The 21,023-nt window shown below is 62.6% G+C and carries 17 protein-coding genes; 9 read left to right on the top strand and 8 right to left on the bottom strand.

Features of this window, described 5'->3' with window-relative positions; translation table 11 throughout:
* The 8 genes from B4394_RS20320 to B4394_RS25560 all read right to left on the bottom strand — a co-directional run bounded on the left by B4394_RS20320 (nucleotide 1) and on the right by B4394_RS25560 (nucleotide 10,670).
* The gene (locus tag B4394_RS20320) at nucleotides 1–3,150 is read right to left on the bottom strand and encodes a type I restriction endonuclease subunit R (RefSeq protein ID WP_078316097.1); all 3,150 of its coding nucleotides are present in this window, start codon (nucleotides 3,148–3,150) and stop codon (nucleotides 1–3) included.
* Nucleotides 3,147–3,668 (bottom strand): TIGR02391 family protein, encoded by a 522-nt coding sequence (locus tag B4394_RS20315; RefSeq protein WP_078316096.1) that lies wholly within the window; start codon nucleotides 3,666–3,668, stop codon nucleotides 3,147–3,149. The genes B4394_RS20320 and B4394_RS20315 overlap by 4 nt, the downstream gene beginning before the upstream one ends.
* Nucleotides 3,665–4,852: a restriction endonuclease subunit S gene (locus B4394_RS20310; RefSeq protein WP_176138347.1), complete on the bottom strand. Its 1,188-nt coding sequence runs from the start codon at nucleotides 4,850–4,852 to the stop codon at nucleotides 3,665–3,667. Before B4394_RS20310 ends, B4394_RS20315 begins: the two co-directional genes overlap by 4 nt.
* Nucleotides 4,842–6,413, bottom strand: a complete 1,572-nt coding sequence (locus B4394_RS20305; RefSeq protein ID WP_078316094.1) for a class I SAM-dependent DNA methyltransferase — start codon at nucleotides 6,411–6,413, stop codon at nucleotides 4,842–4,844. Before B4394_RS20305 ends, B4394_RS20310 begins: the two co-directional genes overlap by 11 nt.
* Before the next feature lie 88 nt (nucleotides 6,414–6,501).
* Nucleotides 6,502–8,349, bottom strand: coding sequence for an AAA family ATPase (locus B4394_RS20300; protein WP_176138346.1), 1,848 nt, complete (start codon nucleotides 8,347–8,349; stop codon nucleotides 6,502–6,504).
* Nucleotides 8,346–9,248, bottom strand: a complete 903-nt coding sequence (locus tag B4394_RS25490; protein ID WP_176138345.1) for a hypothetical protein — start codon at nucleotides 9,246–9,248, stop codon at nucleotides 8,346–8,348. The genes B4394_RS20300 and B4394_RS25490 overlap by 4 nt, the downstream gene beginning before the upstream one ends.
* Entirely contained in the window at nucleotides 9,235–10,257 is a 1,023-nt protein-coding gene (locus B4394_RS20295) for a helix-turn-helix transcriptional regulator (RefSeq protein ID WP_078316092.1), read from the bottom strand. The genes B4394_RS25490 and B4394_RS20295 overlap by 14 nt, the downstream gene beginning before the upstream one ends.
* On the bottom strand, nucleotides 10,242–10,670 hold the full coding sequence (locus B4394_RS25560; protein WP_078316091.1) for a hypothetical protein: 429 nt from the start codon (nucleotides 10,668–10,670) through the stop codon (nucleotides 10,242–10,244). The genes B4394_RS20295 and B4394_RS25560 overlap by 16 nt, the downstream gene beginning before the upstream one ends.
* 842 nt (nucleotides 10,671–11,512) lie before the next feature.
* Between B4394_RS25560 and B4394_RS20285 the strand changes: the two genes are divergently transcribed.
* The 9 genes from B4394_RS20285 to B4394_RS20240 all read left to right on the top strand — a co-directional run bounded on the left by B4394_RS20285 (nucleotide 11,513) and on the right by B4394_RS20240 (nucleotide 20,969).
* On the top strand, nucleotides 11,513–12,682 hold the full coding sequence (locus B4394_RS20285; protein ID WP_078316146.1) for a Fic family protein: 1,170 nt from the start codon (nucleotides 11,513–11,515) through the stop codon (nucleotides 12,680–12,682).
* Between the two features lie 554 nt (nucleotides 12,683–13,236).
* Nucleotides 13,237–14,388: a DUF3644 domain-containing protein gene (locus tag B4394_RS20280; RefSeq protein ID WP_174266744.1), complete on the top strand. Its 1,152-nt coding sequence runs from the start codon at nucleotides 13,237–13,239 to the stop codon at nucleotides 14,386–14,388.
* 352 nt (nucleotides 14,389–14,740) lie between these two features.
* On the top strand, nucleotides 14,741–15,763 hold the full coding sequence (locus tag B4394_RS20275; protein WP_078316090.1) for a hypothetical protein: 1,023 nt from the start codon (nucleotides 14,741–14,743) through the stop codon (nucleotides 15,761–15,763).
* 315 nt (nucleotides 15,764–16,078) lie between these two features.
* Nucleotides 16,079–16,630, top strand: a complete 552-nt coding sequence (locus tag B4394_RS20270) for a chemotaxis protein CheB (protein ID WP_197748316.1) — start codon at nucleotides 16,079–16,081, stop codon at nucleotides 16,628–16,630.
* 1,018 nt (nucleotides 16,631–17,648) lie between these two features.
* On the top strand, nucleotides 17,649–17,906 hold the full coding sequence (locus B4394_RS20260) for a cytochrome c oxidase assembly protein (RefSeq protein WP_078316088.1): 258 nt from the start codon (nucleotides 17,649–17,651) through the stop codon (nucleotides 17,904–17,906).
* 153 nt (nucleotides 17,907–18,059) lie between these two features.
* Complete coding sequence (locus B4394_RS20255; RefSeq protein ID WP_078316087.1) at nucleotides 18,060–18,329, top strand: metal-sensitive transcriptional regulator; 270 nt, start codon at nucleotides 18,060–18,062, stop codon at nucleotides 18,327–18,329.
* Between the two features lie 22 nt (nucleotides 18,330–18,351).
* The gene (locus B4394_RS20250; RefSeq protein ID WP_078316086.1) at nucleotides 18,352–18,762 is read left to right on the top strand and encodes a DUF302 domain-containing protein; all 411 of its coding nucleotides are present in this window, start codon (nucleotides 18,352–18,354) and stop codon (nucleotides 18,760–18,762) included.
* A 33-nt stretch (nucleotides 18,763–18,795) separates the two neighbouring features.
* A complete protein-coding gene (locus B4394_RS20245; RefSeq protein ID WP_078316085.1) occupies nucleotides 18,796–19,569 on the top strand; it encodes a sulfite exporter TauE/SafE family protein in 774 nt (257 codons plus the stop codon).
* Nucleotides 19,570–19,622: 53 nt separating this feature from the next.
* Nucleotides 19,623–20,969, top strand: a complete 1,347-nt coding sequence (locus B4394_RS20240; RefSeq protein ID WP_078316084.1) for an MBL fold metallo-hydrolase — start codon at nucleotides 19,623–19,625, stop codon at nucleotides 20,967–20,969.
* Nucleotides 20,970–21,023: the final 54 nt, after the last annotated feature.

Genomic DNA, 21,023 nt, shown 5'->3' with positions numbered 1-21,023 from the left:
TCAGGCGAAGAACTCTTCTTCGTCGTCGGCGAAGAGTTCGGCCTGCTCGATGACCAATTCGATAGCCTCAACTTCGGCATCAGGCGGGTAGTCATAGCGAACTAGAATGCGGCGAACTGCCGCGCGCATCCGCGCACGCACGCTCTCCTTGACGTCCCAGTCGATCGTCCAGTTGTCACGGATGGTTCGCACAAGGTCGCGGGCGATAGCTTTCAGTGTTTCGTCTCCGAGTTCAATTACGGCCGAGTCGTTCTGGGCGACGGCATCGTAGAAGGCGATCTCGTCGTCGCGAAGGCCAAGGGCCGCATGCCGATTCATATCGTCACGCATCTGCTTCGCAAGCGTCACAAGTTCGGCGATGATCTGCGCGGAGGTGAGCGATCGGTTGTTGTACCTGTTTACGGCATCGTCGAGCATCTCGGAGAACTTCCGGGTCTGCACGACGTTGCTCCGCTTGATCGTCTTGATCCGGTCATCGAGAAGTCGACGTAGCAGACCGATCTGTAGATTCGGCTTGTCCTTGTGCGCAAGGCCATCGAGAAACTCATTGGAGAGGATCGACAGCTCAGGCGTCTCGACGCCGGCGAGCTGGTAGATGTCGATTACCTTGTCACCCAACACTGCTTCGTTTACAAGCTGCCCGATAGCGGTATCCAGGTCGACCGCGCCCGATCCGCTGCGACCTGAACCAGGGTCGAGAATCTTCAGGATTGCGGCGCGCACGTCGACGAAGAGACGCACGTCGTTGCGGATCGCGGCTGCTTCATCCCGCGCCCCGCACAGCGCGTATGTCTTTGCGAGAGCTAGCGCTTGGTCGTTGTAGCGCTTGGTGCGATCAGGATCGGCCATCACAAAGTCGAATACCTTCGCATACTGCGCTAGCCTCTCCGACGGCGTCAGGCCTGGAGACGAGTCGAATGTCACTCCGTGTAGAAGCGACGTCACGATGTCATGCTTTTCGAGCATGACGGCGACCATCTCGTCGATGGGTACGCCCGCTTGGTCACGGTCCGACGGTGAGTAGACCTTGAGCGCCTCTTGCAGGCTGGAGTAGACCCCGATCAGGTCAACGATCAGGCCGCCTGGCTTGTCACGGAAAGTTCGGTTGACGCGCGCAATAGCCTGCATCAGGCCGGCGCCCTGCATTGTCTTGTCGACGTACATCGTGTGCATCGCGGGCGCGTCGAAGCCGGTGAGCCACATATCACGCACGATCACGAGTTCCAGCTCGTCGTCGGGATTCTTTGCCCGAAGCTGGATCTCCTTCCGGGTGGACTTGTCGTGTAGATGCGGCTGGAACTCCTGTGGGTCGGATGCGGACCCTGTCATGACAACCTTGATCTTGCCTGTGCGGTGGTTGTCGGTATGCCACTCGGGTCGTAGAGCGACGATTTTCTCGTAAAGCTTGACCGCGATACGGCGGCTCATCGCCACGATCATGCCCTTACCGACGAGGGATTCTCGCCGCTTCTCCCAGTGCTCGACGATCTCATGCGCGACCAGGTCGAGACGCTCGTCCGCACCGACGATCGCTTCGAGCCGAGCCCAGCGAGATTTGGCCGCCGTTGCTGTGGTCTCTTCGACCTGCTCGGTGATCTCGTCGGCGAGGACGTCGAGTTCGCCGGAAATCGCGTCGCTTAGCCCAACCTTGACGAGTCTGGGTTCGTAGAAGATCTTGACGGTCGCGCCATCCTCGACGGCGCGAGTGAGGTCGTAAATGTCGATGTAATCACCGAATACAGCCTGCGTGGACTTGTCGGCGGTCTCGATTGGCGTTCCGGTGAAGCCCAGGCAGGTTGCACCGGGGAGCGCGTCCCGCATGTGTTTGGCGAGGCCGGACTTGAGCCGCCCCTCAGAGTCAAGGGTCTCGCCGAAGCCATACTGTGAGCGGTGCGCCTCGTCGGCGACGACGATGACATTGCGGCGGTCGGTGAGCACAGGGTTGGTGTCGCCGCGTTCCTCGGGTGCAAACTTCTGCAGCGTCGTGAAAATGATTCCCCCAGAGGCGCGCTGGAGCAGCTCGCGCAGGTTGCTGCGATTCTCTGCCTGTACCGGCCTTTCAGGGAGGATTGTCGCGGGCGAGAAGGTCTCGCCGAAGAGCTGGTCATCGAGGTCGTTACGGTCAGTGATGAAGACGAGAGTCGGGTTCTCCATGCGCGGATCGCGCATGATCTTCGCGGCGTAGAACACCATCTCGAAGCTCTTACCCGACCCTTGGGTATGCCAGACCACACCACCGCGTTTGTCGCCCTCGGGACTCGCGGCCTTCACAGTTGACTCGACCGCGGTGTTGACCGCCCAGTACTGGTGGTACTTCGCGACCCGCTTCACGAGGGAACGCATCGGCTGACCGGTGGCCTTGTCAGTGATCGTCTCGTCGCTGAAAACCACGAAGTTGCGGAGGATGTCGAGGAATCGCTTCGGCTCGAACACGCCTCGGATGAGCACTTCGAGGGAAGGCCGGTCGGTAACGACGTCGCGGCCGTCGATGGTCTTCCACGGCGCGTAGTGCTCGAATGCGCCAGTGAATGAACTCATGGCGGCGCTGGGCACACCGTCGGAGATGACGGTGACGGCGTTGAAGTCGAAGATCGGCGCGATATCTCGGCGGTATGTCTGGATCTGGTTCCAGGCGCCCTTCATGTCGGCGTTCTCGTCGGCGGGATTCTTCAGCTCGAACAGGGCTAGCGGCATGCCGTTCACGAAGACGACGACGTCGGGGCGGCGGTTCTTTCCGTCCTTCGTCACTGTGAACTGGTTGACAGCGACCCAGTCGTTCATGTCGGGATTCTCGAAGTCGAGGAACTTTACGCGGACGGTGCGAGTTTGACCGTCGGCCCCACGATGCTCGACAGGAACTCCGCCGATAAGGAATTGGTGGATTCGATAGTTCTCATCGATCGGGTTCTGGGATTCCGGGCGGAGCAGGCGCTTGACCGCCTGGTCTATGACCGTGTTGTCAATGCCGGCGTTCATTCCGCGAACAGTGGGCAGCAGACGGTCAATGAGCACGACGTCGGCGAACGAGTCGCGCAACTGTGGGCCATCACCTCCCGGAGAAATACTCGGCCCATGGAGAGTTTGGTAGCCGAGGTCGGCGAGCCACTCCAAAGTGGCTTGCTCTACGACGGATTCGTTGAAGTTGCTCACGGTGCTGTTTCGACCTCCGCGTCGTCTACCCATCGGGCGAACACGCTGAGCGCGGCGACGTACTCCAGCGCCGTCTGTTCGTCGATGTCCCTATGGTCTTCGTGATTGAACGGGTTGCGAATCCCGCCGTAGATGCCGTCTGCAAGTGCCCAGGCGCTACGCTGGACGGATTTGTAGGTGTCGGAGCCGTCGGGTTTCCGGCGCCGCAGCCGTGGCATTTCGCGGGCCGGGACATCGAGGCTGAATGCCGGCAGCGACAAGGCGGTTTGGCTGGCACCGCCTCGGTCGACTTTATGATGAGCCTCGCACTGAGCAGTCTTCGCAGCGCCTTCGATGGCACCGCGCGAAGACTGCTCAGCGAGGTGTCGGAATTCCGTAGCTTCGGAGTCTGCAATCCGCCGGCGTGGTCCCAGCATCGCGATGCAGCTTCCCGCCTGGTTGTCGAACGTGATTCGATAGGTCGCACGCACGAATTGCTGGTACACGCGGGCGGCGCGTTCGCACTCGATGCCAGTCATCTGGTGACCTCCAAGGGAACAACGAGTCGGCCGGAGAGCAATTCCGGAAGTAAGGAGTCACGGAGCTTCGACAGCGCCACCGACTCACGCTCGAGAGAGTCGATGCGTGCTAGGAGTGGTCGGACGAGGTCCGCATATTGGGACTGAGCGTCCTTGGTCACGACGGGAGCGGAGTACGTGGGGATGGCATCGCTTGCTAGGTGGAGCACGGTGGTGCCACTCGTTCTGCTTCGGCAGTGCTGACGGAATCGTTCGTCGGTCAGGATTCCAAGCAAGTACTCGTTGGCAATCCCGTCGATTGGCCGGACAATAGCGAGGTCGAGCGACGCCACGAGCACGTCAGCCGTCGAATTGGCAGGTACGCGCACCGCGCGTCCGACTACTTCAGCGCCTTGTGTCAGGTCAGTCTGAGCAACGGCGAGTTCTCCTGGCACTACGACCTGCGCGGGCTTGTACCGTCCTGCGTATGGCTTCAAGCCGTCCGGCTTATAGCCACCCGCCCGGTCGAATGACTTCAGTGTAACGAGCGAGGTCCTTGATTCCTTCAGATCCGCACTCTTATAGGAAACGCCCTTGGTGATCGTCGCGAGCTGCCCAAGGGGCTCATAGGTGGGGGTTTCGCGTGCGAGCAGACTCCGGAAGTGAAGCGTCACCAAAGCGTTGAGCAGTGCCGCGCTGCGGCCGTTCGATTCGATCTTCTCGTCAAGGATGTCGAGGGTGGCCGCGATGGCGCGCTGCTCCTCGGCGGGCGGCACCGGAAAGTACTGCGCACCGAAGGCCTCGCGCGTCAGCGACGGATTCGATGTGCCGTGCTTTAGATGGTTTAGACCGACATAGTTCACGAGGTAGTACGCAAACTTGAGGTCTATGTCGGCGCGGGGAACCAGTGAATACGCGGTATCGATAACCCAGTAATCGTGGTCGGTCCAATGCACACCCAGGTGCCCGGCACCCTTGCGTCCGACGATCACGCCGGGCCCCTGAAACAACGGAGTGTCGTGAGTCCCTGTCTGGCCATTAGTTCCGAACACGGGAACTCGCCCCGGTTGGCGACTCGACGCGACTAGGGCCTTCCCGTAGCGAAGATCGAACAGTTCGCTAGAACGCTTGAGAGGCCACTTGACCCGGGTCTCGCCACCGAGACCGCGGGCGACGTCCCCACCAGTGAGGGTGTCAGTTGTCATGGATACCTTGAAGGCGGGCGCGGACGGTTGATTCAAGCTCTCGTCCACGGTCGAACTCGGCATACAACTCAGCGGTCAGGCGGGTAATTTTTGCCTCGATAGGTTCATCTTCGACCTCGGCTTCTTCAGTCCCGACGTAGCGTCCAGGTGTGAGAACGAAGCCGTGTGCTTCTATGTCGGCGAGCGTCGCAGTCTTCGCAAATCCAGGCACATCCGCGAAGGCACCGTCGTGATTGCGCCACGCGTGGTAAACGCCTGCAATCTGCTGGATTTCGTCGTCCGACAACTCGCGGAGACGTCGGCTGACCATTGCGCCAAGGTTGCGGGCGTCGATGAACAGCACCTCCCCCTTTCGTGCACGATGCTGTGCGTTGCCGGCGCGGTCACGGCTTGCGAACCACAGACTGACCGGGATGCCGGTGTTGAAGAAAAGCCTGTCGGGCATCGCGATAATGCAGTCAACGAGGTCATCCTCGATTAGTTTTCGGCGAATCTCGCCCTCGCCGCCGCTCTTCGAGCTAAGCGATCCGTTGGCGAGCACGAACCCGGCTGTACCGCGGGGTGACAGGTGGTAGAGGAAGTGCTGGACCCACGCGAAGTTCGCGTTGCCGACGGGCGGCGTGCCGTACTTCCAGCGGGGGTCGTCGCCGAGTTTCGCGTTCCACCAGTCGCTTACGTTGAACGGAGGGTTCGCGAGCACGAAGTCGGCCCGTAGGTCGGGATGCAGATCCTGGGTGAAGGCGTCTGCGGATTTGTCTCCGAGGTCCGCGTCGATACCTCGAAGGGCGAGGTTCATCTTCGCAAGCTTCCAGGTGGTCGCGGTGAACTCCTGGCCGTACACCGAGATGTCGTTGCGCTTACCACCGTGCGCCTTCACGAATTCGGCGGACTGGACGAACATGCCTCCCGAACCGCATGCGGGGTCGTAGACGCGGCCATGATAGGGCTCCAGCATCTCGACCAGAGTTTTGACCACCGAGCGTGGAGTGTAGAACGCCCCCGCGTCCTTGCCGGTCTCCCTCCCGGCGAACTGGCCGAGGAAGTATTCGTAGACTCGGCCGAGCACGTCATCGGACCCGTGGTCGTCGGTCTCGGTAAACCCGATCGAGCCGATGATGTCAACAAGCTGACCGAGGCGACCCTTATCGAGGTCCTCACGACCGTAATTGCGCGGCAACACTCCGCGCAGCTTCGGGTTCTCGCGCTCAATGAGGTCCATCGCATTGTCGATCGATTCGCCGATCTCCGGCTGCTTCGCGGACTTTCGAATGATGTCCCACCGGGCGGCGGCGGGAACCCAGAAGACCGAGTGACTGCTGTACTCGTCGCGGTCCTCGACGAGACGCTCGATCTGCTCGGGCTTCAGCCCCTCAGCTGCAAGTTCGGCCTCAATCTCCTGGCGGCGACCCTCGAATCGGTCGGAGATGTACTTGAGGAACACCAAGCCGAGCACGACGTGCTTGTACTCGCTCGGCTCCTGATTGCCGCGTAGGGCGTCGGCGGCGTCCCAGAGCTTCTGCTCAAGGGTCTTAGTTGCGACCTTGCGTGCACCTCGTGCCATACGGCGCCTCCCTTCTGCGTTGTTGCTGGTTTTCTGCCGGATACCAAGAACAATCCGGCTAGGTGGCGTCGATGTAAAACTCAGGCTGCTATTCCGATTGGGCTGCCTTGGTGCGGCGCTTCTTAACCGCCGCTGAGAGGATCGCGTGCTCTTCCTCGGTGGCCTGGTCGAAGAAGTTCTCCGGCCACTCATCAATCCCGCCGTATTCGTTCGTCTTCACGAGGTCGTATGTGGTCGCGCCGTTTACGCGCTTCGCAAAGTAGATACCGATCGTGTCCCGAAGGGCATCATCGAGATCCTCAGCGACATGCCGTCGCAATCGCGAAATCATGTACTCGCTGTGGGTCTCGACGATTAGGTGTCGCCCGCTTTGGGCGATCGCCAACAGGAAGTCAGTAAGGCGCTGCTGCACCCGTGGATTCAGATGCAACTCAGGTTGTTCGATCAGGAGCAGGGAGCCGACCGGTGCCTCTACGCACATCACAATGACCGGCAGCAACTGGCTGACGCCGGTGCCGACACTGGTCAGGTCCAGGTCGCCCTCGACATCCTTTTGCCTCACTTCCATCTGGATCCCGAAGCGGCCTTGGTCCGATACCGAGAAGCTCTCGCCGATATCGAGGTAATTGGCCCACCGACTCACCGCTGTCATGAGCTGGATCGGTCGGCGCGAAGGCCTGATCGATCCATCGTCTTGCGGAGTCGGGACACTGACCTTCCGAGTACCGTGTCGCTGCAGCACTGAGGCCGTGAACTCTCCCTTTGTCCCGACATAGGTGTCGTCGCCTTCTGGCGAGTCGGGATAGGAGGCTCGGGGTTCGTCGCGAAGCGGGCCGAGGTAGCGAATGCCTGTACTCAGATACGAGGACGCGAGATTCGACGCCCGGCCCAGGTCGTCTAGGCGATGAGGGAACGGGACCTCGCCTCCAACTCCGCCCTTGGTCAGTTCCTCGACAACTGCATCGCTGAAGGTTTCGGCCGATGCAATGTTGAGGTCGATCTTGGAACGTGTCTTAGGGGCCTTGGAGCTGAGCTCGATACGCACAGCATCCACGTACTCAGCCTTCGCGTCGACCACCGCGGCATGAACCGACAGCAGAATACGTCCGACTTCCTCGATGGCTTTGGCCTCGGTGAGGAGGTCATGCTCGATCTCGTCCCGCTCTTGGATGGATCGCCGTAGGAGCATGTCGCGCCAAGCCTCGAACAAGACCTCGGCGCGTGGGCGCATCACCGAGGCGTCGAGCGGGAAGCCTCCAGTGACAAGGATGTCGACAACTTCCAGCACGTTGCCATTGGCACCGGCGAACTGTCCCGAAAAGTAGTTTGGAATCAAGCGCGCATCATCGTCCTCCTCGAGCGGAACAAGGTCTTCGGCATCGTCATCCGCGATGGCAAGTAGCCACGCCCTATCGACACGCTGGACGTTCCTGGAAAACGAGTCCGTGTCCTTTGGCTTCAGGTCGACGTTAAGCCGCTCAATCTTGGCGATACCCTTCTGTTGTGTTGACTCGCCAAGCTTGACCTCCCAGGACAGGGTTGCCAGAAATGGTCCTGGCTGAGCCGGGGCGAGCACCCTTCCGTCCCGATTTACGCTTCGCGGGGCCCGAATGTCGAAATCAGCGCCGATGATTAGCGGTTCTTCATCGTCGGTGCCGGGGCCCCGGTGCTTCACTTCGGCCACGGTGCCGAGACGGACCCCGCGACCATTGAGCGGGTAGAGGTAGCCCGTCGTTCCTGTCGCCTGGCTCGCAGCGCGGATGCTCTGGAGCAGTGTGCTCTTGCCCGCGCTGTTCGCACCAACGACGACGGTCAGTGGGCGAAGCTCGACCTCGGCATTTCGAACGGACTTGAAGTTTTGTAGACGCCACCGGCGAAGAGTGATGCCCCGGCGCATCGCGAATGGCAAGCGGCGCTCGATTAATGGATTGCTCATGCGTAGACCCCTCGGGACTGTGTGACGCGCGCGCTGGCAGAAAAAAGGCCGATCTGGACGAGACGTCCATCGCGGGTGCGGGCGGTCCGCGCTTCGATCGGACCTCGAATATCGGTCGACCGGCCCAGAAGCCACAGGCTCGAGTGTCCAGACGCGGATGCCATCTCCACTTGAAGTACCTGGAAGTGCTCCATCGATGAGCCGGCAGCTGGAGTTGTAGGCGCTGCCTCTGTTGGGTCGGCAAGTCTCCATAAGAGACGCAGAGAGTTGTAGAGGCCGACCGCACGGTAGGCCTCCACGAGTTCGTCGTCCAACGCTCTGTCTACGAGCCAACCGGGAACTAGCGCTGTCCCACGGCTCACTCCGTCGATCACTTCCACCACAAACTCCTCAAATGCTGCGACTTCCACCTCCGTGGAGGGTGCGCGAAGTGCGTGGGGGTCGATGGAAGCAACCCGCCCACCGTCGATCAGATCGCGAGTGCAATCTGTGGTCAACCTCTGGAGCCGCTTCAACTCGTGGAGTTTGAAGTTCCAGCGAGGGTCGCTGCGGTCAACAACTGGAGGGCCAGCTATCGGACGACCGACAACGTCCTCCTCACGTAGCGCGGAGAGCGCCTCCAGAACCTGCGCGTCGACTCGTCCAATGCGACGGTCGAGCTGGACCACCCACATGTAGCCGAAAATCTCGGACTCCGCGAGTAGGTCGTACGTCCGGCCGATCTCCTCGCCGGATAATACGAGGTCGGCGCTTGAGCCGTACTCGATGTCCGGGCTGAGCAGTGCAACGGTGACAGATTGCGTCGTCTCATCGAAATCTGTCACGAGCACTAACGCGGCCGGGGTATCACGGTCCATCGCCACCGCGCGGTAGATGCCACCGATCTCAATCTCGGTCATTCGTACCTCCTCCCGCCTTGGTGATAACAATTGACTGCAGACGCCCCAACACGTACCCGAGCACGGCTTCACTTTGTGATGTCAGTTCGCCACTTACCTTGTGGAAGGCAGATGCTTTGTACTTCGCGGCGGTTGGCCGGCTGACACCGAGGCGGCGTGCAATGTCGCCATCAGAATCGCCGATCCACTTGCCAGCGAGCACCGTCGCTTCGTCACGCGTCAGTGCTGCGTCGAGCCGTTCTGTGAGTTCGTTAGCCATAATTAGGTCGCCGGGGTCGAGTTCGCCGGATCTGTCTTCAGTCCCGGCCTCATCAGAGACAACCTCCGCTGTTGCGAAGACTGTCAACGATTCGTCCAGAATCTTTCGAAGGTCGAGTTCCACGACCTCTCGAACGGCGTTGCAGATGAGGACCAGAGCACCAGTAAGGGTCTCCTTCGTCCAGATCGCACTGGCTCGTTCGGTCCCACTGCCTGGAAGGCGCGGCAACGCAGCGAGTGATGCAGTGAGGCGTCGCGTGTAAGGCGCGGCGTCAGGACTATGGCCAGCGATCCGCCAAGATCGTGGCATTTTCTTCACCTGCTCAAAGGGTGGGTCTCCCAGGCGTTCGACGGCTCGATCGAAAAGGTTGTCGATCGCAGTCCGCTGCCTGCGATCGATCAAGGTCATTCGTACCTGGCGGTATATCAGGGCGCGGGCGTGTCCAAAGTCGTTCGCGACATCGCAGATGTACTCGGCCTGGCCCTTCGTTAGCATGCGTTCGACGACGTCTTGGGCCAAGTCGTTGACGGCTTCGTCATCCCATGCGGCGCTGCGCGCGTAGACCGAGGGGCTGTACCGCCGGGCAACGCGCTGCGCCGCCGTCTGAATTTCTTGGAGCCAGCGCGAACCGATACCGCCGCGCTCGAATTCTTCGATCAAGGCATAAAGGTCACCAACGCCCACATCGCCGAGGTCGAGCTCTTCGCCGACGTCCGTGAGCAGATCGTCGGCGTCTACTTCGTCCGCCATGGCGCTTTCATTACTGCTTCGACTGTGCTTTCGTCATCGTCGCTACACAGTCGGTGCGCCTCGTCGAGGGCATCCTTCGACACCGGGAGCGGCCGCGAGACCACGATACTGCCGTCGTCGCGGAGCCAGCATTTAGGCCATTCATCACGATGGTCGTGCCCAGGGTTTAGAACTTCCAAGCGGTCGAGGCTGGACGTGCGGGCAAACACATAGGCAATCGCGCCGGAACTCGGCCAATAGCGGAGGATTATCGGTCTTTTGGCACTGGGCTTTTGCGGAGCGAAGCCGACGATTGACTCGGTCTGCGCAAACCAAGCCTCGCCAACGGGCGGGCCCATATTGAGTAGCCCTGCAAGACCAGATAGATCGAACCCCACCGGCACCCTTTGCTGCCGAAAACGGAGCTCGGCCATATAACGTCATCGCAACTTGGCCGAGTATATCGAGTCGGACGGCTGCGGCCGCAACGAAGGCGTACGGCGGGTCCATGCCCGAGCCCTGAGTTTTTGGCCAACACCGAGCCGCTGCGGACCCGTCACTGTGCTGTAAGGCCACCGTGCTGGGAGGAAGGACCGTGATGACCGATCTTCACCGCTGCCGATGGGGAGCGTTGCGAGTGTCCAACTGGCGACCCCGTATCTTCGCCCCGCGATGCGACGGCTCGTCAAGGCCACCGAGGATTCCCTACGGTGACGCCGCACGATCTGCGGCATACAGCAGCGTCCCTCGCCATCAGGGGGCGCGAACTTCAAGGCCGTTCAGGCACGCGTTGGCAGTGCTTACGCTCGGACACCTGTGCCGACCTGATTCCCGACGATCTGGAAAAGGTGTCGGCGGCGCTGGATGAGGCCCCAGCCAAGTTACTCAAGGCTGCTGCGGACCAACTGCGGGCTGGAAAGGTAGAAGGCCCTGACCGGGGATTCCTGGTCAGGGCCTTACTCCAGCGTCGGGGTGGCGGGATTCGAACCCACGACCTCTTCGTCCCGAACCACGCCACCTGGGGTTTTGATGACGTTGGGTGCGTTGGCGGAAGCGAGTTTCCCCAGGTCAGCTGCATTGGGACGGTTGGGGTGCGCAGGCGGTGCGAAAATGTACTGCGGACTGACTGCGGACTGGAGGCCACGTCGCGACCACCACCGTTTCTGAGTTAGGCGGAACGTGAACCTTGAAATCAGAGTGTCGGTTTTCAAGGTTGACGCGCTAACCTTGAAATTACAGTTCTGGAATTCAAGCTTGGCGAGTCGAGGTGGAAGCGGTGGACATCGAGGCGCTTCGTGACAGCCCGATCGGACAGCTGGTTCCGATCAGGGGTCATGACCCCCGCCTAGGCGAGGCGTACGAATACGTCGCCTACGTCCCGGACCCCCTACCGTCGAACCTCGAGCTGAAAGCCGAGACTTATGCTGCCGTCATTGACGCCGCCTCGGCAATGGCGCGTGCCGACCAGGCGTCCTCGCTGCTGCCGAACCCAAGCCTGCTCGCCCGGCCGGCCACTCGACGTGAAGCGGTAAGCACCTCCGCGCTGGAGGGCACCTACGCCTTATTGGCGGACGTGTTCGAAGCAGACTTTCTCGACGTCGGGGAACTCACCGGTTCGGTCAGCGAGGTCAGAAACTACGTCACCGCAGCTGAGCGGGCATACGACATGGTGGCCGAAGGACAACCGATATCGGTTCGGATGCTCGAGGATTTGCAGCGCGAACTATTGCGCGGGACTGCCAGTGATGGCTCGCACGCAGGCAGTGTTCGCACCACTCAGGTGTTCATCGGACTCGGCAATCAGCGTGTCATGTCGGCTCGCTTTGTGCCGCCCCCGGCCGATCATCGGCTGCTCGACGGCTTGCGGCTGTGGCAGGACTGGATCCGGGAACCCAGCGCGATACCGACCATCATCCGAGTCGCGGTTTCGCACTACCAGTTCGAGACACTGCACCCGTTCCATGACGGCAACGGCCGTCTGGGGCGTCTCGTTATGGCTCTGCAGTTGATGAGTGCTGGTGAACTGCGCTTTCCAGTCCTGAACATCTCACCGTGGCTAGAGCAACATCGCACGGAGTATCAGGACGGCTTGCTGCGGGTCTCGCAGACTGGCGGATGGGACAACTGGGTGTGCTTTATTTCCGCGGCCATCCATGCTGAGGCCTTGGAAGTCATCGACCGAGTGGACAAGCTTCTTGCACTCCGCGAGGAGTTCCAGGCGATTTTGCACGGAGCTAAAGGGGTCTCGCTCCGGATCGCCGACGACCTGATCGGTTACCCCATGATCACTGCGTCGGCTGCGGCGGCGCTCCACGGCGTGTCCTACCAGGCCGCGAACACCGCTATCACCAAGCTGGTCGATAAAGGGATACTCCGGCAAAGGACTGCGGGACGATACGACCGAATTTTTCAATGTGACGGTGTCCTGGCGGCGCTGGAGTACTGACGTTCGGCCGGGACGGCCCTTTCGGCCTGCGATCCTGATGATGCGCAGCGCAAGATGACAACTGCGAAAGACCCTCGCGGACCTCGCGTGCCTCGTTGACGCTGGTTAGAGTGCGAGCGCCGATGGTGGCAACGGGAGGGCTCGTCGGCGCCCGCCAAACTCGGCGAAGGTTTCGCGAGGCTCGACGTTGAAACACGGCAAGTCCGACGCCCAGCCGGTTCAGGAATTAGCCACAGAAGCGATGACCTCGATCGCGACCGCGGCCGGCACCGACCTCGGAAAGCAATTATTGAGGCGGCACTGCCCCTGATGGCCTAAAGATTCTTCGACGTCAGCTGCCCCTGCAGCCGCGTCGTCAAGAGCGGCGCAAACCACGGTGAGGCCGCAGCGCGATCACCGGCCGATTCGTGACGGCGACGGGCCCCGGCACATCATTCGGATACGGCGGTGACGTAGCGCGGATGAGCGTTAGGCGGGGGCGGCCGATGTTGTTTGGCTGCCCTTGTGCCCTGTTTCTAACCTTCCGCCGCGCCTCTGCGAGGCAGAGTAGTGCGATGGCGCCGCCCACCCGGTTTATGCAAATGGTCGAATCCTCGCGCGACGAGGCATCGCTGGCTGTCCGGCTTTACAACAACCCCTCGGAAGCCCGGTCGTTCGAAGGGTTTGTAGTTCATATGCACCTGGCCTGGCTTTACTTGCTGCACGCCGAGTTGACGCGTGACGGGGTCGACTACCGGTACTGGCACCAGCAGGGCCGCTCCCGTCGGCTGGAGCGGGTGGACGGAGAGCCTAAGCGTTGGGAGTTGGCAAAAAGCATGCGCTACCGCTGGCCGAACGAGAAGGACCCCGTCCGGGCAAACCTCATGTTCTTCATCGGGCTGCGCAACAAGTTTGAGCACCGGTACGCCCGTCAGCAGGAAGCCCTAACGGCGGTGGTGGGTGGTCAAGTCCAGGCGCTTCTGCTGAACTACGAGGAAGAAGTGACCAGCCAGTTTGGCGTCGAACTGTCGCTGGCTACTCGCCTGCGGTTCCCAGTCTTCATTGGCTCGTTCACCGACGAGGGCGAGCGCACTCTGCGCAGACTGCGCGCTCAACTCCCGGCGACGCTACGAACCTTCATATCCGAGTACGACGCCGGACTCGACGACTCGATCACCAGTGACTCCCGCTACGAACTCCGCCTCCGGGTGATACAAGAACTCGCGCCGAAGGACCCTGACGCTCTGGCGGTGCAATTCACCAGATACGACGACATGGACGATGAGCAGCGGGCCATTGTCGAGGCGATCGGCAAGAAAGGCCACGTCGTCGTCCGGGAGCGCCAGCGGGGTGTCGTCGGGCATGGCCTCATGAAGCCGACTAGGGCCGCCAAGGTCGTGCAGGATCGGATCCCGTTCCTCTTCAGCACCGGGCACTTCACTAACGCCTGGAAGCGGCTTGGCGTGCGTCCCCCGGTCGGTAGCCCCCATCCCGAGAAGACCGACGAAAAATACTGCCTCTACGACGAGCGGCACAAGGACTACGGCTACACGCAGGCCTACGTTGAAAAGTTGGTTCGGGAGTGCGACACCGAGGAGGGCTTTCGGAAGGTCCTCGGGACAGCGCCTCGAGATAAGGAAACTGGCACCTGGGTGGGCGAACCGCCGCCTAACGCAACCCCGCCGTGGATAAGGAAAACCGCCCCGCCGATCATCGAGGAGCGATAGCTCCGCGGCCTCAGTTAGGGGTTTCAACGCCTTGGGCAGCGAGTGCGGCCAGTTGCGCATCGAGGCCTTGGGCGGCGGTGCTCACGCGGGCGTACCCGAGAATCGTTGTCACACCACTACCGTCTCATTCGGCTCCGACATGAGGATCTGAGACACGGGATGCGAGACAGGAAACGAGACAAGGCAAGCTGGGACTATGCGGCGGGGAGTGGGCCACTTGTCGGGTGTCCCGTTTCTCTACAAATGAGACCGAGCAGTTGGTTCACGTCGGTAGGCGTCTTGGTCGCGTCAGGAGTAGCCAGGCGGGCACGGCTTGCTATCCGTATCTAGTGATCCGCAGTAGGTTGAAGTCGTGTTCGAAGGCGCGACCACTGAGCAGGCTCTGGCGGTGCTGGCCGCCGCTCACCGGGTCGTCCAACAAGTGCTCGACCCCGCGGACCCCCGTTCTGGACGTGGTGACGGCGTCGTCGTGGCGGCGGGCCGCTTGCTGTTCACCCCCGAAGTATTCGTCGATCCAAAGGCGTTGCCGCGCATCGAGCCCCAGGATCTCGGCAAGGCAATCGGGGCCAACCGTGACCTCGCAGAGCATGCGGCCGCCCTCATCGCCTGCGCTGGCCTCGCCGACGGCGTAATCGAGCCCACCCGTCTGCGACTGGTCGTGGAGTACGCCCATGCCATGCACGTCAGCGACGGCTGGGTGCGCGATGTTCTGCAGGTCGCCCGAGGGCATCTAGCGTGGGCAATGGCCGACATGACGCGACGCAACGCCTCGAACTTTCCCGGGTTCGCCAATCCCGATGACACCTTGGCACCGATGATGCCCTATGAGACGCAGACCGATGACGACAAGCGACTCGCCGAGCGGTTTCTCGTCTTGGAGGGGTTGCCGAAGAACACCTACGGACATCAGTTCTGGGCGCACTTTCGCAAGCACGGCTTCGACTTTCCTGGTCAGCCCAACGCGTTCACCGGTGTGTGGGCCGTGCCGCACGACGGCTTGCACGTCCTGTCGGGGTACAGCACGTCGATTCAGGGTGAGTTACTGGTCAGTGCGTTTACCGGGGGGATGCACCGCCGTGACGCGTTGCGCGCTCAGATCCTGCCGACCATCTTCGAGTGGCATGTCGGTCAGGAGGTCAATGGCATCGGCAAGCAGCAGGGGGCTCTGGATCCGGTCAAGTTCCTGATCAGTTGGCAGCGCGGCGAGGCCGCTACCACCGACGTACTTTCACCGCAGTGGGACTTCTTCGACGTCGTCGCACGTGATTTGGAGGAGCTGCGCTGGACTTACGGCATCACGCCGCTGATGCCCGCCCACGCCGCAGCCGGCACCGAGATCAACGTTGATGCGACCGCGGACCCCTACGCGAACTAGCCCGTGACCCTCGTCGACCACTTCGTCCACGCGGCGATCCCCAACCCGGAGCATGACCGACACCGCAGCCCATGGCAACTCGATTAGGCAAAAGCCGAGACGCGTCGAATGTCTAGAAATGAGACGGACGCTGGCCTCGGTTTCCACACGCCTTCTATTCGGGCCGGGTAGTGATCTGCCCGCAGGACGGCATGATGTGGCGAAACGATCAGGAGAGAACAATGCCAAGTAGTTGGGAAGCCTCGTCTGAGTAAACGGAGTGACGGCATCGCAACCGATGACCCCTACGCGGTCAACCACCCGGTCATCGCACTGGTGACGTCGGCGGGCGGCTTGGATGCGTTGTCGCATGTGCTGGCTCCGCTGCCAGCCGATTTGCCTGCGACCGTGCTTGTCGTTCAACACCACAGCCCGGACAAGACCAGTGCCTTGGCTGAGATTCTGAGTCGACGCACCGCGCTGCCGGTACGCGACGCCGAGGACGGCGACACCCTCACACCGGGCACCGTGTTGATCGCACCGCCCGCTCAACACCTGCTGGTGACCTCCGAGGCCCGTCTCGGGCTGATCAGGTCCGGAGACCTCCCACCCGCGCGGCCGTCAGCGGATCTGTTGCTGGCCACCCTGGCCGTCACCTGCGGACCGCGCGCCCTGGCGGTCGTGCTCACAGGCAAGGGTACCGACGCGCAAGCCGGCATCCGCGCCATCAGGCTCTGCAAGGGAACAGTGTTCGCTCAAAGTGAGTTCAGCTCCGAGCATTCCGGCATGCCTGGCGCAGCGATCGATACCGGACTAGTCCATCGCGTCCTACCACTGCACGACATCCCGAACGCCATCTACGACCACGTTCGCGCCCTCAGCGGATAACCATCGGCAACCCATACCCGGTCTCCAACAATGACCGGTGGCGCATCCCCGCGAGGCCAGTTTCCTTCCGTATCGGCGGGGTACCGACTGCCATCATGTGGCGACATACGGTGACCGAGGGATTGATGGCAGGCGCGGTTGGCGTGGCGGTGATGACCGTGGCGGAGAAGATCGAGCAGCGGCTCACCGGCCGGCCGAACTCCTACGTGCCGGCAGATGTGTGGTCGCGCCTGAGTGGGGCGCAGGACATGTCACCGCGCACACGATTGGCGGCGAACTGGGGCATGCACTACGGGCAAGGGGCCTTGTTGGGCGTGCTGCGCTCGGTGATGTCGGAAGCTGGTCTGCGTGGGCCGCTGGCGTCGGCGAAGTTCACTGTGCTGCGCCTGACCAACGACCAGATCCTGGAGAACGCCACTGGTGTCGGCGCTCCGCCGCAGACCTGGCCACGGCGTGAGCAGGTCATCGACGTGCTGCACAAAGGCGTCTACGCCTTCACCACCGGCGCAGTCACCGACGCGCTCGCCGCCCGCCGCGGACCCTCGCCAGGCCAACGTCACGCCCGTCGACTGCCCGGTCGGCATGCCGACGTCGGGCCCACCACAGAGGCCTACGCAGGGTCGCCGCTGACCGTGACCTACTCGTGGTGCGGCCGACAGTGCGTAGGGCGGCTGGCGGCGAGCGAGCAGATTCTTCCTAGGCAGGAATGGATGCGTGTCGTTGCGGTCCCGGACGTGGCGTCGGCGCCTTGGTGGTGGCTCGGTTGGGCGCCAGTTGGCCAGCAGGGCCAGGACGAGCAGGAGTTCGGCGATGTCGCCGCCGTAGTACATCAGGGACCCGGCACCAACACCTGCTCCTGGGATGTACGCACCACTGGCACTGGCACTGGCACTGGCACTGGCACTGGCACTGGCACTGGCCCTGGTGCTCGGTGCCCCGATGACCCTGCTGCTGCGTTCGATCCCGCGGCGGCACGGCCAAGAGATCGGCCGCATCCTGCGTTCGTTGGCTCGCCCACATCCTGGCCCGACCCGATCGTCACGCTCACCTTGACCATCGGCGCGGCCTGGCCGCGCTCTGCTTCACCCCGCTCTACGCCGCCGCCAGCGACAGCCCCGCACTGCACGCCCTCATTGACCTGCACTTCCTGCTGGTGGGCTACCTGTGCGCCGGGGTCATCGCCGGCCCGACCCCGCACCGAGGCGCCGCTCGGTCTATGCACGCCTGTGGCTGCTTAGCGTCGCGATCGCCGCCCACGCCGTCACCTCCCAACTGATTACGCCGGACTGTTCACCCAAGTCCCCGTCACTGCGGAAGAACTACGCGGCAGGAAAGTCGTTCGCCGCTAGATACCCTACGGGGTATAGTATTGAAAGTGGGGTCGGCGCTGTAGTGGCGTAACCCGGTAAGGTCCGCGAAGGAGTGTGCGATGGTTGCTGATGATGCGAGTATGACGTTGGTGCTCAACCGATTACGTCGTGCGCAGGGTCAGTTGTCGGGGGTGATCTCGATGATCGAGCAGGGCCGCGACTGCAAGGACGTGGTGACCCAGCTGGCGGCGGTGTCGCGCGCATTGGACCGGGCCGGATTCAAGATCGTCGCGACCGGGATGCGCCAGTGTGTGACCGGCGAGGCCCCCGAGGGTACGACGCCGTTGACCGAGGCCGAGCTGGAGAAACTGTTTCTGGCGTTGGCCTGACCTATTGAGAAGGGAGTGAGAGATGGGATACGCCTTGTCGACGACACTGCGCACGACATTCGACGACGCGGTGGCGCGCACGCGTACGGCGTTGTCCGAGCAGGGTTTCGGTGTGCTCACCGAAATCGACATGAAGGCCACACTGAAGGCCAAACTCGGTGAGGACATGGAGAACTACCTGATCCTGGGTGCGTGCAATCCACCGCTGGCGCACCGCGCCGTGACCTGCGATCGACAGATCGGGTTGCTGCTGCCCTGCAATGTGGCGGTGCGCACCGACCCCGACGACGCGGACACCATCATCGTCGATGCCATGGATCCGCAGGTCATGGTGCAAATGTCTAATGCGCCCGGGCTGCGGGAGGTCGCCGACGACGCCGCCGAGAAGTTGCAAGCGGCGATCGCCTCGCTGCAGCAGACCGCGGCCAGCTAGACAGCCACAGACTCCGATGCCGTCCCCGCACCGATGACCATCGCGCTGGCGCTGGCTTTCGGGGCGGTCATCGGGGTCCTGCTGGGCTTGCTCGGCGGGGGCGGGTCCATCATGGCCATCCCGGCCCTGGTCTATGCACTTGGGCTGGACTTCCAACAGGCCGTGCTCATCGCGCTGATCGTAATCGCGGTGGCCTCCGCGGTGGGATCGCTACCCAAAATTTCTGCCGGGCAGGTCAATTGGCGGCTGGCGGGTGTGTTCGCCCTTGCCGGCATCCCGGCCGCGTTCGCCGGTTCCGCCATCGGTGACCACCTACCGCAAACGGTCGTCATGGTGGGGTTCGCCGTGGTCATGGTCGTCGCCGGGATCCGCATGCTGACCGACGCCGACGACACCGGCGGCGCGTGCGAGATCGCTGACGGCGGGATCAACTGGCGCCGCTGCGCACCGCGCTCGATCCCCGCTGCTGCTGTTGTCGGGTTGCTCACCGGCCTGTTCGGCGTGGGCGGCGGATTCCTCATCATTCCCGCGCTGGTGATCATGTTGGGCGTGGAGATGCCGATCGCGGTGGGGACCTCCTTGCTGATCATCACCGCCAACTCCGCGGCCGGCATCGCCTCGCACGCTCAGGACGCCACCATCAACTGGTCGGTGACCGCAGCCTTCGTCGCTACCGCGGTAGCCGGCTCGCTGATCGCCGGGCAGCTCGGCACCAAACTGAACAACACCCGCCTCCAGCACTGGTTCGCCTACCTCGTCTTCGTGGTCGCGGCCTACGTCCTCGTCGACACCCTGCTCCTGCATTGAGGCACAACACCGACGTGACACCCCACCCCCAATTCGAACAAGGAGTTCATCTCATGGACGTGTCCATCATCGAAACCTCCGGTCTCGGAGACCGCAGCTACCTGATCACCCACGGTGACACCGCGGTGGTGATCGACCCGCAACGCGACATCGACCGGGTACTCGACCTCGTCGCCGACCACGGCGTGCAGATTACCCACGTACTCGAAACCCACATCCACAACGATTACCTCACCGGCGGCCTGGAACTGGCCCGCACGACCGGCGCGGTGTACGTCGTGCCCGCCGGCGACGACGTCGACTACCAGCGACACGCCGTCACCGACGGAGACACCATCGACGCCGGGCCCATCCAGCTCCGCGTCCTGCACACCCCTGGCCACACCCATCACCACGTCAGCTACGTGCTGCAGGACGCCGCCGGCACGGTGCACGGTGTATTCACCGGCGGGTCCATGCTGCACGGCACCACCGGGCGTACTGACCTGCTCGGCAGCGACCAGACCGAAACCCTGTCGCACGCGCAGTTCCATTCGGTGCGTCGCCTCGCCGCTGAACTGCCCGACACCACCGCGGTCTATCCCACCCACGGCTTCGGCAGCTTCTGCTCCTCCAGCCCCGCCACCGGCGACTCCTCCACCATCGCCGAACAACGCACCACCAACCCTGCACTCACTCAAGACGAACAGACCTACGTCGAGGAACTCATCGCTGGGCTCTCGGAATATCCGACCTATTACGCCCACATGGGCGTCATCAACAGCCGCGGCCCCGCCCCCGTCGACCTGTCACTGCCGACACCGGTAGACCCCCAGGAACTGCGTCGACGGATCGACGCCGGCGACTGGGTCATCGACCTACGCAACCGCACCGCCTTCGCCGCCGGACACCTCGCCGGCACCCTCGGCTTCGAACTCTCAGGATCCTTCGTCGCCTACCTCGGCTGGCTCTACACCTGGGGCGCCCCGCTCACCCTCATCGGCGACGACCACGACCAAATCCTCGAGGCGCGACGCGAACTCGCCCGCATCGGCGTTGACAACCTCACCGGCTCCGCTACCGGAGACGTCCACACCCTGGCCCACGACACCCCGCTGCGCAGCTACCGCGTCGCCGACTTCGCCGCCCTCGCCACCGAGATCGACAACCCCAACATCACTGTCCTCGACGTCCGCCGCGCCGACGAATACGACAACGGCCACATCCCCAACGCCCTCAACATCGCCCTGCATGAACTACCCGGCCGCGTCGGCGACGTCCCCACCGGTGAAGTCTGGGTGCACTGCGCCTCCGGCTACCGCTCCTCCATCGCCGCATCACTCATCGACCAACCCGACCGCGCCGTCGTCCTCATCGACGACAAATACACAGAGGCCCAGAACCTGAACCTGACGACGTGAGCCTGTCGCCCTCGCAGGTGTGGCTCTTGCGGACATCGCGCAACTCATGCGCCC

The sequence above is a fragment of the Mycobacterium sp. D16Q16 genome (assembly GCF_002013745.1).
GTDB lineage: Bacteria > Actinomycetota > Actinomycetes > Mycobacteriales > Mycobacteriaceae > Mycobacterium.
The sequence above is the reverse complement of the archived record's forward strand: the minus strand, read 5'-3'. Positions and strand labels throughout refer to the sequence as shown.